Source organism: Duganella radicis, from assembly GCF_009720825.1.
Classification (GTDB): Bacteria; Pseudomonadota; Gammaproteobacteria; order Burkholderiales; family Burkholderiaceae_D; genus Rugamonas; species Rugamonas radicis.
In genome coordinates this window covers 1-13,302 of the sequence record NZ_WNKY01000029.1, presented here as the reverse complement: position 1 = coordinate 13,302, position 13,302 = coordinate 1, and the positions used below count along the sequence as shown (strand labels likewise).

Below are 13,302 nucleotides of genomic sequence, written 5' to 3'. Positions count from 1 at the left end.
GGAAAGCCCCAGCTTACCCCAGCGTGGCAAACATCGCCACTACCGCCAGCGTCATCACGCAGGTGCACAGCCAGCCCAGCACGCGCAGGCGGCGCGAGATCACCAGCTCGCCCATCACCGACTTGCGCACCGCCAGCAGCATCACCACCACCATCACCGGCACCGCGATCACGCCGTTCAGCACGGCGCTCCAGTACAGCGCCCGCATCGGGTCGATGGCGGTGAAGCACAACGCCGTGCCCGCCAGGGTGGCGCCAATGATGATGGCGTAGAACTTGGTGGCGCTGGAAAAGCGCGACTCCAGGCTGCTGCGCCAGTGCATGGCGCCGGCCATCGCGTAGGCGGCCGAGCCGGCCAGCACCGGCACCGCCAGCAGGCCGGTGCCGATGATGCCCACGCTGAACAGGGCAAACGCCAGATCGCCGGCGATCGGCCGCAGCGCCTCGGCCGCCTGCGCCGACGAGCCGATGTGCGTGACGCCGTGCGCGCCCAGCGTGGCGGCCGTGGTCAGCATGATGAACATCGCCACCAGATTGGAAAAGCCCATGCCGGTCACGGTGTCGATCTTGATGCGGCGCAGCTGCTCGTGCGCCTGCCGGCTGGCGTGCTTGAGCGGCTGCGCGGCCGGATCGGCGTGCAGTTCTTCCACTTCCTGCGAGGCCTGCCAGAAAAACAGATAGGGGCTGATGGTGGTGCCGAAGATGGCCACCACGGTGGTGATGTAGTCCGGCTCCCATGACAGCGAGGGCAGCAGCGCCGCATGCACGATCTCCAGCCACGGCAGCTTGAGCGTGAGCGCGGTGGCGGCGTAGGCCAGCAGGGCCAGCGTCAGCCATTTCAGCACGCGCACGTAGCTGCGGTAGGGCAGGGCCACTTGCAGCAGCACCGACAGCACGCCGGCCGCCGCCGCATACCAGTGGGCGCCGCCGCCGGCCACCAGACTGGCGGCCTGGCCCATGGCGGCGATGTCGGCCGCGATGTTGATGGTGTTGGCCACCAGCAGCAGCGCGACGATGGCGATCAGCAGCCAGCGCGGAAAGTGGCGGCGGATATTGGTCGCCAGCCCGTGGCCGCTGACGCGGCCGATGTGGGCGCTGATGGCCTGTATCCCCACCATCAGCGGATACGTCAGCAGCAGCGTCCACAGCATGCCGTAGCCGAACTGCGCGCCGGCCTGCGAATAAGTGGCGATGCCGCTCGGGTCGTCGTCGGCCGCGCCGGTGATCAGGCCCGGTCCCAGCTTGCTGAGCCAGCCCTGGCTTCTGGCCAGTCCGGCCGGCCGCGCGGGCGCGGCGCGGGTACGCATGTCGGTATCCATGATGCCTCCTCCTGACGCCATGCTAGAGCCGGACACGGCCGGCTTCCGTGCGTGCGCGTACTGAGACTGCATGAATATCTGTTGCTGTGTCATTAAGATGTCACGGCGGCGTCATCGCTTCGTCATATCGCCTTCCTACAATCTTGCCAGTTGATTTTCCACTAACCTAGCAAGAAAGAACAACAGCCATGCCACAGCGTCCACTCCTCAAACCTTTGTGCCTGCTGATCCTGCAAGCACTGGCCTGCCACGCTTACGCCGCCGATCCGGCCGACGCCGCCGCGGACGACAGCGCCGCCGTCGGCGCCATGGCCGGTCCGGTGCAATCGATCGAGATCACCGGCCGTGGCCAGTCGCGCCAGGTGCAAAATATCAACAAGGCCGACCTGGCCGAGGCGCTGCCGGGCACCAGCCCGCTGAAGGTGCTGGAAAAACTGCCGGGCGTGAACTTCCAGTCGGCCGACCCGTTCGGCGCCTACGAGTGGTCGACCCGCTTCAGCATCCGTGGCTTCAACCAGAACCAGCTCGGCTTCACGCTGGACGGCATCCCGCTCGGCGACATGACCTACGGTAACAACAACGGCCTGCACATCAGCCGCGCCATCTCGTCGGAAAACATCGGCAGCGTGTCGGTGTCGCAGGGCGCGGGCGCGCTGGGCACGGCTTCGTCGAGCAACCTGGGCGGCACGGTGCAATTCTTCACCCTGGCCCCGGCCAACGAGCGCGGCCTGACCTTCGCGCAAACCTTCGGCAGCGATTCGACCTCGCGCACCTTTGCCCGCGTCGACACCGGCCTGATCAATGGCGTGTTCAAGGCCTACCTCAGCGGCACCCGCCAGCGCACCGAGAAAACCAAGGGCGAGGGCGACCAGAACCAGGATCAACTGAACTCGCGCTTCGTGTTCAACTTCGGCGACAACAGCCTGACCGGCTTCGTCAACTACTCCGACCGCCGCGAGGTGGACTACCAGGACGTGTCGCTGGAAATGGTCAGGCGCCTCGGCTATGACTGGGACAACTACCAGCCGGACTGGAACCGCGCGGTCAACGCCGCCAAGGGCATCTTCACCGGCGGCGTCAACAGCCTGGACGACGCTTACTACTCGGCCGGCGGCCTGCGCAAGGACACCATCGGCGGCCTGACGCTGGACCTGCGCCTGACCCCGAACGTCGACTTCAAGACCACCATCTACCACCACGACAACAAGGGCCAGGGCCACTGGTACACCCCGTACGTCAAGACCGACGCCAATAATCCGATCTCGCTGCGCACCACCGAGTACAGCATTGGCCGCGACGGCGTCACCAGCGACGTCACCTGGGACATCGGCGACCACACCATCGCCGCCGGCCTGTGGGGCGAGCGCAACAACCACACCGCCAGCCGCAACTACTACGCGGTGACCGGCCCGGCCGACACCATGTACTTCCTGTCGCGCCCGTTCGCCACCGACTGGCGCCAGAACTTCATCACCACCACCTCGCAGTACTACCTGCAAGACACGCTGGCGCTGATGGACGGCAAGCTGAAGCTGAACGCCGGCTTCAAGGCGCTGGACGTCAACATCAAGGCCATCAACCTGGTCGGCACCCGCGCCGCCGGCGAGATCAGCGCCGACAAGAAATTCCTGCCGCAGGCCGGCTTCAACTACGCCGTCAGCGGCGACGACGAAGTGTTCGGTTCGGCCTCGAAAAACATGCGCGCCCACCAGCCGGGCGTGAGCGGCCCGTTCTCGCAGACGCAGGCGGCCTTCAACGCCGGCGTCGCCAGCCTCAAGCCGGAGACCTCGGTCAACGTCGACCTCGGCTACCGCTTCAAGCGCGACAGCCTGCAAGGCTCGCTGGCCGTGTACAGCGCCCGCTTCGACGACCGCCAGCTGAGCGTGGCCACCTGCGCCGGCATCGTCGGCTGCCCGTCGACCTTCGTCAACGTCGGCAAGGTCGACACCAAGGGCGCGGAAGCCATCGCCGTGTGGAAGTTCAACCGCGAAATCAGCTGGTTCAACTCCTACACCTTCAACGACTCCAAGTACAAGTCGAACTACATGGACGGCAGCACCCTGGTGGCGGTCAGCGGCAAGACCGTGGTCGACGCGCCGCGCCAGCTGTTCAACACCGAGGTGTCGTACGAAAGCGGTACCTGGTTCGCGCGCGCCGGCGGCAAGTACACCGGCAAGCGCTACTACACCTACCTGAACGACGGCGGCGTGCCATCGTTCTGGCTGGCCAACCTGTCGGCCGGCTACAAGATGAACAACCTGGGCTTCGTGAAGGATTTGTCGCTGCAAGTCAATGTCACCAATCTGTTTGACAAGCAGTACATCAGCTCGATCGGCACCAACGGCTTCCAGGCCAGCGATCCGAACGGCACCGCGCAAACCCTGCTGACCGGTGCCCCGCGCCAGCTGTTCATCACCCTGAACGGCAAGCTGTAAGCTGTCCGGCCCGCTGTTGCTGGGAATACACAGTCGCGGCGCGGCGCTGGCACGGCGTTCCTGATAGTTGCATACTGGGCGACCAGCCGCAGCTATCAGGAGCCTAGCCATGAAATGGTTTTATGATCTGAAAATAGCCACCAAACTGATGGTTTCGTTCGGTGCCGTGTTGTTGTTGACCCTGTTCCTGGGCATCAGCAACATGCTGTCGATGAACCGTGTCAACCAGGCCTCCACCGACCTGGCGGAAGACTGGATGCCCAGCGTGCGCGCGGTGCTGGAATTGCGCACCGATCTGGGCGAATTGCGGCGCTGGGAATTGTCGCATTTGCTCAACGACGATCCGGCGGTGACGGATAACTATCAAAAGCGGATTGACGACGCGCTGGCCAGTCTGAAAAAGCGCCGCGAAGCCTACGAGAAGCTGATCTCCAGCCCGGAAGAGCGGGCCATTGTCGCCGAGTTCGATCAGGCGATGGTGAGCTTCATGGCCGACCATGTCAAGATGATCGAGCTGTCGCGCGCCCACAAGAAGGTGGAGGCGCGCGAGATCCTCAGCACCACCTCGGCCAAGTCGCTGGGCCTGCTGGCCGAGAGCGTCAACAAGCTGGTCAAGCTCAATGTCGATGGCGGCGACGCCGCCAGCGCGACGGCGTCCGCCACCTACGCCAGCGCGCGCCTGCTCTCGATCGTGCTGCTGGTGGCCAATATCGGCATCGGCATGGCGCTGGCCATGTGGGTGGCGCGCATCGTCGCCGCGCCCTTGCAGGAAGCGGTGTCGCTGGCGCGCAATGTGGCCGACGGCGACCTGACCCGCGCGATCGATGTGAAGAGCGCCTGCGAAACCGGGCAGTTGATGCAGGCCCTGAAGGACATGACCGGCAATCTGCAAAACCTGGTCAGCCAGGTGCGGCACGGCACCGACACCATCGCCACCGCCTCGACCGAGATCGCCACCGGCAATCAGGACTTGTCGTCGCGCACCGAGCAGCAGGCCTCCAGCCTGGAGGAGACGGCGTCGTCGATGGAGGAGCTGACCAGCACCGTCAAGCAGAATGCCGACAACGCGCGCCAGGCCAACCAGCTGGCGCAGTCGGCGTCCGGCATCGCCCTCAGGGGCGGCGACGTGGTGGGGCAGGTGGTGGGCACCATGGCCTCGATCAATGAATCGTCGCGCAAGATCGTCGACATCATTTCGGTGATCGACGGCATCGCCTTCCAGACCAATATCCTGGCGCTGAACGCGGCGGTGGAGGCGGCCCGCGCGGGCGAGCAGGGCCGCGGCTTCGCGGTGGTGGCGGGCGAGGTGCGCAACCTGGCGCACCGCTCGGCGGCGGCGGCCAAGGACATCAAGCTGCTGATCAGCGATTCGGTGGAGAAGGTGGAGACGGGCTCGGCGCTGGTCAACCAGGCCGGCGAGACCATGAACGAGATCGTCACCAGCATCACGCGGGTGACCGACATCATGAGCGAGATCACCTCGGCCAGCGTGGAGCAGAGCGCCGGCATCGAGCAGGTCAACACCGCCATCGTGCAGATGGACCAGGCGACGCAGCAGAACGCGGCGCTGGTGGAGCAGGCGGCCGCGGCGGCCGAGTCCATGCAGGAGCAGGCGGCGCGCCTGAGCGAGGTGGTGAGTGTGTTCAAGCTGCTGACCACGGCGCAGGCGGCGCCGCGGCCGGCGCCGCGCAAGCCGCCGGTGCCGGCCGCCATGGTGGCCAGCGCCAGGGCGCCGGTGACGGTCAGGCCGCCCCTGAAAAAGCCGGTAAAGGAAACCGTGGGCGGGGATGAGTGGGAGGCGTTCTAGTCCGCTAGGCCTGGCCGGGATGGCGCGCCTGCCACGCCGCCAGCTCGGCGCGGTACTTGTCCAGCGCCTCCTGGTATAAATCGTCCACGCAGTAGGTGCAGCCGCTGTGGCAGCAATCGTCCGGGCCAGGCGGTTCCGGCGGCTGCGGTTTGGGATCGTCGGTCATTTGCATCTCACATCGGCGGCATGGCCAGCAAGGCCATGTTGCGCCCTTTTTCTTTTGCGCGGTACAGCGCGCGGTCGGCGGCCCGCACCAGGTCCTGCGGCGAACTGTCCTCGGCCGGCACCATCACGGCCACGCCGATACTGATGGTCATGATACCAAACGGCGACTGCGCATGCGGCATCGCCCGCCGCGCCAGCTCGGCGCAAATTTCCTCGGCCACGCCAAACGCGTCGGCCGCGTTGGTGGCCGCCGCCAGCAGGGCGAACTCCTCGCCGCCATAGCGCGCCACCAGATCGCTGGTGCGGCGGCCGTGGGTGGTGATCAGGTCCGCCACCGTGCGCAGCGCCGCGTCGCCGGCCAGGTGGCCGTAGTGATCGTTGTACTTCTTGAAGTAATCCACGTCCAGCATCGACAGCGCCAGCGCCTGGCCGGTGCGGGCGGCGCGCCGCCACTCCGTCTCCAGCGCCAGGTCGAAGCCGCGCCGGTTGCTGACGCCGGTCAAACCGTCGGTGGTGCTAAGCGCCGCCAGCTTGCGGTTGGATTCCTCCAGCTCGGCCGTGCGCGCCGCCACCGTCTGCTCCAGTTCGGCCTGATGGCGCGTCAGGCGGTTGATGCGGGTCTTGTAGGCCAGCACCAGCGAGCCCACCACCAGCGCCGCCAGGCCGGAGCGGAACCACCAGCGCTGCCAGAACGGCGGCGTGATGGTGATGTGCAGCGTGGCCGGCTGCTCGTTCCACACGCCCAGGTGATTGGCGGCCTTGACCCGGAACACATACTTGCCCGGGTTGAGGTTGGTGTAGCTGGCGGTGCGGTGGCTGGCGTCGGTCTCGACCCAGTCGCGGTCGAAGCCCTGCAACTGGTACTGGTAGCGGTTGCCGGACGGCTCGGTGTAATGCAGCGCCGCGAACTCCAGCGCGAACACCGAGGCTTGCGACGACAGGGTCAGCGCGGTGGGCGCTGTCACCGGCCCCTCGGCCTTGACGTTCTCGGCCGGCTGGCCGTTTTGCAGCGAGTGATTGAACACGGTGATGTCGGTGATCGCCACCTGCGGCGCCACCGAGCTGGTCTTCACCTTGGCCGGCACCACCGCCGTCATGCCGTGCACGCCGCCGAAGAACAGCGTGCCGTCGGCGCCAAAGGCCGAGGAGTTGACCGTGAAGCCCTCGGTCAGGCCGTCCGAGGCGGTGAACAGCGTCATGTTGCCGCTGTCCGGATCGAGGCGGTACAGGCCGGCCAGGGTGCTGCTCCAGATCTTGCCGTCGTTGTCGTGCTGGATCGCCAGCACCTTGGCCGCGCGCATGCCGGCCGCGTAGGATTGGAAGGCGATCGCGCCGTCCGGCTTGAACACCACCAGGTCCAGGCCCTTGGCGGTGCCGACCCAGATGCGGCCCTGGGGGTCCTCGTGCAGGCTGACGATGTTGTCGTCGCTCAGGCTGCCGGTGGCCTTGCTTGAATGGCGGAAGTGGCGGAACTTGCCGCTGGCCGGATCGAGCAGATCGAGCCCGCCGCCATTCCATTCCGAGCCGGCCCACACCCGGCCCTGGCGGTCCTCCAGCACCGCCGAGGTGCCGTTGACGCTGCGCGAGCTCGGGTCCTGCGGATCGTTGTAGTAAATCTTGCGGGCGTCGGTGCGGGGCTCGTAGCGGATCAGGCTGTTGCCGGTGGCCAGCCACAGCACGCCGCCGGCGCCGGGCGCGATGGCGTTGATGTAGTCGCTGGCGGTGTTGCCGAAGTGGATGGCCTGGAACGGGCTGTCCGGCGTGTCCAGGCGATTCAGGCCGTTGGAGGTGCCCAGCCACAGCGGGCCCTTGCCGTCCTCGTCCTGGTACATGCTGTAGACGATGGCGTGCGACAGCTTGCCCGGCGTCTTGTCGTCGGCGCGGTAGCTGCGCAGCACGGTGCTGGTGGCCGGATCGTACAAGCTCATGCCGACGTTGCCGCCCAGCCAGATCTTGCCGCCCGGCGCCCGGGCCAGGCTGAGCAGGGCGTTGCTGGCCGGCGCCGAGCGCGAGTCGATGCGGAACGGCACATGGCGCGTGAAGCCTTCGCTGCTCAGGTTGGCCATGGCGATGCCGTCGGTGAAGGAGGCGATCCACAGCATGCCGCCGCGGTCCTGCATCACCGCGCGCAGATTGTCGCCGGGCAGGCTGTACGGGTCGTCGGCGGCGTGCACGAACTGGTCGAACTCGCCGTTGGCCTCGTTCCAGCGCAGCAGGCCGGCCGACAGCGTGGTGCACCACAGCACGCCCTTGTTGTCGAGGCCGAAATTGGTGATGCGGCTGTAGGGCGAGGCGACGGCCTTGCGGCTGTCCCAGTCGCTCTTGCCGTCCCAGCGGATCACGCCCGACTCGGTGCCGATCCACAGCGCGCCGCTGTTGTCGAACTGGAGCGCGCGCACGATGTTGACGCGGGCGTCCGGCCTGGGCGCCGGATCGACCTGGTGGTGCTTGAACCCCTTGGCGCCGGGCGCCAGGTAATCCATGCCGCCCGGCCAGGTGCCGATCCACAGGCCGCCCCTGGGGTCCAGCGCCAGCGCATTGAGGTCGTTGCTGGCCAGGCTGTCGGGATCTTTTTCGTCGTGGGCGTAGATGGCGTCGAACTTGCCGCTGGCGGGATTGAAGTGCTGGAGGCCGCCCCAGGTGCCGATCCACAGGCCGTCCCTGCCGTCGCTGATGATGTTCTTGACGATGCGGTGGTTCTTGGGCGCCTGGTCGCCGGCGGTGAAGGTGGTGAAGTTGTTGGTGTCCGGATTGAAGCGCGCCAGGCCGTTCTGGGTGGCGGCCCAGATGCGGCCCTGCCGGTCCTCGAAGATGGCCGACACGCGGTCATGCGGCAGGCTGGTCGGATCGGCCGGGTTGTTGATGTACTTGACCGCCTGGTAGCCGTTGTAGCGGTACAGGCCGTTGGTGTGGGTGCCGACCCAGACGAAGCCCTTGCGGTCCTGGATCAGCGACAGCATGGACGGCTCGTCGCCGCCCAGCGGACCGAGTTTCTTAAAGCGCAGCGAGGGGGCTGGCGCGGCGCTGGCGAGGTTCACCGCCAGCAACAGGCATAGCAACAAAAAACGGCGCACGGAGGAATGGGCTTCTAATCAAAAAAACTATTATACATGCCATTGATGCAAGGGTTTCGTGATAAAAGCCGGCGGTTTTTAGCGCAGTTGCCATAAATTAGGGTATAGTTTACGGCGCTTCACCATCCGTCCAGATTATGTCCGATACCGAGATCACCACCCCGTCCCTTCCCGAGCCGGCCGCCGCCGCGCCCGCCACCGTGCGTTTCGCCGATTTCGGCCTGTCGCCGGACATCCTGCGCGCGCTCAGCGAGCAAGGCTACGAGCACCCGACGCCGATCCAGGCGCAGGCCATTCCGGTGCTGCTGCAAGGCCGCGACGTCATGGGCGCGGCCCAGACCGGTACCGGCAAGACCGCCGGCTTCTCGCTGCCGATCATCCAGATGCTGCTGCCGCACGCCAGCGCCAGCACCTCGCCGGCGCGCCATCCGGTGCGCGCGCTGATCCTGGCGCCGACCCGCGAACTGGCGGTGCAGGTGGCCGAGAACGTCAAGGCCTACGCCAAGCACACGCCGCTGCGCGCCACCGAGGTGTTCGGCGGCATGGACATGAAGCCGCAGACCGTGATCCTCAAGGCCGGCGTGGAAATCGTCATCGCCACCCCGGGCCGCCTGCTGGACCACGTGGAGCAAAAGAATATCAGCCTGAACCAGGTGCAGATGCTGGTCATGGACGAGGCCGATCGCATGCTGGACATGGGCTTCCTGCCGGACCTGCAACGCATCATCAACCTGCTGCCGAAGCAGCGCCAGAACCTGATGTTCTCGGCCACCTTCTCGCCGGAAATCAAGAAGCTGGCCAACACCTTCCTGAACAACCCGGTCACCATCGAGGTGGCGCGCGCCAACAAGACCGCCGACACCGTGACCCAGGTGGTGTACAAGATCGCCGAGAACCAGAAGCACGCGCTGATCGCGCACCTGCTGCGCCAGCGCGAGCTCAAGCAGGTGATCATCTTCTCCAACACCAAGCTGGGCGCCTCGCGCCTGGCGCGCGAGCTGGAGCGCGAGGGCATGAAGGCGGTGGCGATCCACGGCGACCGCACCCAGCAGGAGCGCATGGCGGCGCTGGACGCCTTCAAGAAAAACGAGATCGACATCCTGGTGGCGACCGACGTCGCCGCGCGCGGCCTCGACATCTCCGACCTGCCGTGCGTGATCAATTACGACCTGCCGTACAACGCCGAGGACTATGTGCACCGCATCGGCCGCACCGGCCGCGCCGGCGCCTCGGGCGACGCCATCTCGATCTACTCGGACAAGGACGAGCGCCTGCTGGCCGACATCGAGAAACTGATCAAGCAAACCATCCAGCGCGGCGAGCCGGTCGGCTTCACGCCGGGCGCGTTCGCCGACGAGCGCGGCGAGCGCCGTCCGCGCCGCAGCGAGGACATCGGCCGCGGCCCGGCCGGCCGCTCCGCCGACCGTGGTCCGCGCACCATGGGCGCCGCCCCGCGCCGCGACAAAGTCGACCCGTGGTTCCTCAAGCCTTACGAGCCCAGCAAGGCGGCCGCCCCGGCCCCGGCCGCGCCGGCGGCCAGCGGCGCGATCACCAAGGCCAAGCCCAAGCTGGCCTTCCTGCTGGGCGGCGCACCCAAGACCGGTTCGCTGTAACCAGCTGTAAGCTGAATTGGTACGCGGCGGTTTCGGCGGTATAATGCGCCGCCTTGCCAACTATGCAAGAAGCGGCGCGGCCATCACGCCCAGCCTTTCATGAAGCAGTTTTAAGCGACTATACCAACGTGAGCATACTCAGCAACCAGCGGATCGCGGTCATCGTGCCGTGCTATAACGAAGCCCTGACCATCGCCAATATCGTGCGTGACTTCAACGCTTGCCTGCCGCAGGCCGCCGTCTACGTGTTCGATAACAATTCCAGCGACGCCACCATCGCCGTCGCCCGCGAAGCCGGCGCCATCGTGCGCAGCGTGCCCTTGCAGGGCAAGGGCAATGTGATCCGCCGCATGTTTGCCGATGTCGACGCCGACCTCTATATCATGGTCGATGGCGACGACACCTACGACGCCAGCGTGGCGCCGCAGCTGGCGGAAAAACTGGTGGCCGAGGGGCTGGACATGGTGGTCGGCACCCGCGTCACCGACGAGCAGGAGGCCTACCGCTTCGGCCACCGCTTCGGCAACAAGCTGCTGACCGGCTGCGTCAGCGTGGTGTTCGGCAACACCTTCACCGACATGCTGTCCGGCTACCGCGTGTTCTCGCGCCGCTACGCCAAGTCGTTCGCGGCCCACGCGGCCGGCTTCGAGACCGAGACCGAACTGACCGTGCACGCGCTGGAACTGCGCATGCCGGTGGCGGAAGTGGCCACCCGCTATGGCGCCCGTCCGGAAGGCTCGGTCAGCAAGCTCAACACCTACCGCGACGGCATCCGCATCCTGTGGATGATCACCAAGCTGTTCAAGAACGAAAAACCGCTGCACTTCTTCTCGATCCTGGCCGCCCTGTGCGTGCTGGCGGCCGGCGTGCTGGCGGTGCCGCTGATCGAGACCTTCCTGCACACCGGCCTGGTGCCGCGCCTGCCAACCGCCGTGCTGTGCACCGGCCTGTCGCTGTTTGGCGTGGTGCTGCTGTCGTGCGGCCTGATCCTCGACACCGTGACCAAGGGCCGCATCGAGCAGAAGCGCTTTGCCTACCTGGCGGTGCCGGGGCCGGCCGACAACGGTGCGTAACACGCGCCAGGCACTGGGCCTGTTCGCCCTGGCCGGCGTTGGCGGCCTGGGCGTCGACACGCTGGTGTGCTATGCCGGGCTGGCGCTCGGCCTGCATTTCTACCTGGCGCGCCTGATTTCCTTCCTGTGCGCCGTCTACTTCACCTGGCAAGTCAACCGCCGCTGGACCTTCGCCGCCGGCACCGTGCCGCCCGCCAGCTGGGGCGAGTGGTGGCGCTACCTCGGCGCCATGCTGGGCGGCGGCGCCGTCAACTACCTGGTGTCGGCCGTGGCGGTCCACCTGCTGCCATCCTGGCCGCTGACGCCGCTGCTGGCGGTGGCGGCCGGCTCGCTGGCCGGCATGGCGCTGAATTTCATCAGCGCCCGCCTGCTGGTCTTCAAACGTTCCTGAGTCTTCCCCATGAATTTGCTAAAACGCCCCCTGATCGCCTTTGAACGTGCCGTCGCGGCGGCCTGGCAAGGCCTGGACCGGCCCGCCATGCTGGCGCGCGCGCTGCTGCTGGTGCCGCTGCTGTTTGGCGCGCTGTCCCTGCTGTACGGCCAGGACGACAACTGGGACTTGCACAACTACCACCTGTACAACCCTTACGCGCTGGTGAACGGCAAGATCGGCTACGACCTGGCGCCGGGCCAGTGGCAAAGCTATTTCAACCCCACCATCGACCTGCTGTACTACGGCCTGAACGCGCTGCTGCCGGCGCCGGCAACCGGCTTCATCATGGGCTGGCTGCATGGCCTGAATTTCGTGCTGTTGGCCGCCATCGGCCGCCAGCTGATGCCGGCCCCGTCGCACCGCGCGGCGCTGTTGCTGGCGCTGGCCGGCTGCCTCGGGCCTGGCTTTGTTTCCGAACTGGGCAACACCATGGGCGACAACCTGATCGCCCTGACCGTGCTGGGGGCGTTGCTGCTGGTGCTGCGCGCCTGGCCGCAACTGGTGCGGGGCGGGGCGCCGGCCTGGCGCGCGGTGGCGCTGGCCGGCCTGCTGGCCGGCTTCGGCACCGGCCTCAAGCTGACCAACGCCATGTACGCGCTGGCGCTGTGCCTGGCGCTGCTGGGTGTGCCGGGCGCGTTCTGGCTGCGCTTCCGGCTGGCGTTCGTGTTCGGCCTCGGCACGCTGGCCGGCATCGGCGTCAGCGCCGGCCACTGGTACTGGCGCATGTGGCAGACCTTCGGCAATCCGTTGTTCCCGCAATTTAACAACATCTTCAAGGCGCCGCTGGCGGCCCCGATCGGCATCGGCGATACCGGCTGGATTCCCAAGGGATGGTCGGAAAAGCTGCTGTGGCCCTTCATTTTCAGCTACAACTCCAAGCGCGTGATCGAGATCGTGATGACCCAGCTGATCTGGCCGATGCTGTATCTGGCCGGCGTGGCGCTGGCGCTGCGCCTGCTGCGCGACGCCATCGTGGGCCACAAGCCGGCGGCGCCGCTGGCGCGTCCGGCCGGCCTGATGCTGCTGTTCTTCGGCATCGCCTACCTGATCTGGCTGAATCTGTTTGGCATCTACCGCTACCTGGTGCCGCTGGAGCTGCTGGCGCCGCTGGCGCTGTGGCTGGCCGCGCAGCGCCTGATGCAGCCGGCGGTGGGCCGCCAGCTCACCGCCTGGGCCTTGCTGCTGGCCACCGTGGCCACCTTGCCGGGCGCCTCGTGGGGCCATGCCGGCTGGACGCGCACCACCACCACGGTGGAACTGAATCGCCCCGGGTTTGAAGGAGGCTCCAACATTTGAGAAAATGGAGCCACCATGAAAAAATCAGTCCGATATTCCCCCGAAGTGATGGAGCGCGCCGTGCGCATGGTCCAGGAGGCCGGCAGCG

Annotated in this window: 9 protein-coding genes; 6 read left to right on the top strand and 3 right to left on the bottom strand. The window is 66.7% G+C overall.

The features are described from left to right. Window positions 1-13: 13 nt before the first annotated feature. Entirely contained in the window at window positions 14-1,318 is a 1,305-nt protein-coding gene (locus tag GM676_RS21390; protein WP_371866326.1) for an NRAMP family divalent metal transporter, read from the bottom strand. A 188-nt stretch (window positions 1,319-1,506) separates the two neighbouring features. On the opposite strand from GM676_RS21390, the gene GM676_RS21385 reads away from it, so the two are divergent. Both GM676_RS21385 and GM676_RS21380 read left to right on the top strand, forming a co-directional pair. After that, window positions 1,507-3,753: a TonB-dependent receptor gene (locus tag GM676_RS21385; RefSeq protein WP_155465962.1), complete on the top strand. Its 2,247-nt coding sequence runs from the start codon at window positions 1,507-1,509 to the stop codon at window positions 3,751-3,753. A 109-nt stretch (window positions 3,754-3,862) separates the two neighbouring features. Next, a complete protein-coding gene (locus GM676_RS21380) occupies window positions 3,863-5,560 on the top strand; it encodes a methyl-accepting chemotaxis protein (RefSeq protein ID WP_155465961.1) in 1,698 nt (565 codons plus the stop codon). A gap of 4 nt (window positions 5,561-5,564) precedes the next feature. Here GM676_RS21380 and GM676_RS21375 read toward each other — a convergent pair whose 3' ends face one another. Beyond that, window positions 5,565-5,732 (bottom strand): oxidoreductase-like domain-containing protein, encoded by a 168-nt coding sequence (locus GM676_RS21375; RefSeq protein ID WP_211923274.1) that lies wholly within the window; start codon window positions 5,730-5,732, stop codon window positions 5,565-5,567. Between the two features lies 1 nt (window position 5,733). After that, a complete protein-coding gene (locus tag GM676_RS21370) occupies window positions 5,734-8,799 on the bottom strand; it encodes a ligand-binding sensor domain-containing diguanylate cyclase (protein WP_371866325.1) in 3,066 nt (1,021 codons plus the stop codon). Window positions 8,800-8,936: 137 nt separating this feature from the next. Here GM676_RS21370 and GM676_RS21365 point away from each other — a divergent pair, with 137 nt between their 5' ends. The 4 genes from GM676_RS21365 (at window position 8,937) to GM676_RS21350 (ending at window position 13,214) form a co-directional block, all read left to right on the top strand. Next, the gene (locus tag GM676_RS21365) at window positions 8,937-10,412 is read left to right on the top strand and encodes a DEAD/DEAH box helicase (protein ID WP_155465959.1); all 1,476 of its coding nucleotides are present in this window, start codon (window positions 8,937-8,939) and stop codon (window positions 10,410-10,412) included. Between the two features lie 128 nt (window positions 10,413-10,540). Further along, complete coding sequence (locus GM676_RS21360; protein ID WP_371866324.1) at window positions 10,541-11,485, top strand: glycosyltransferase family 2 protein; 945 nt, start codon at window positions 10,541-10,543, stop codon at window positions 11,483-11,485. Next, window positions 11,478-11,876, top strand: a complete 399-nt coding sequence (locus GM676_RS21355; protein WP_371866323.1) for a GtrA family protein — start codon at window positions 11,478-11,480, stop codon at window positions 11,874-11,876. Before GM676_RS21360 ends, GM676_RS21355 begins: the two co-directional genes overlap by 8 nt. A 9-nt stretch (window positions 11,877-11,885) precedes the next feature. Then, window positions 11,886-13,214 (top strand): DUF2029 domain-containing protein, encoded by a 1,329-nt coding sequence (locus GM676_RS21350; protein WP_155465957.1) that lies wholly within the window; start codon window positions 11,886-11,888, stop codon window positions 13,212-13,214. The last annotated feature ends 88 nt before the right edge of the window (window positions 13,215-13,302 follow it).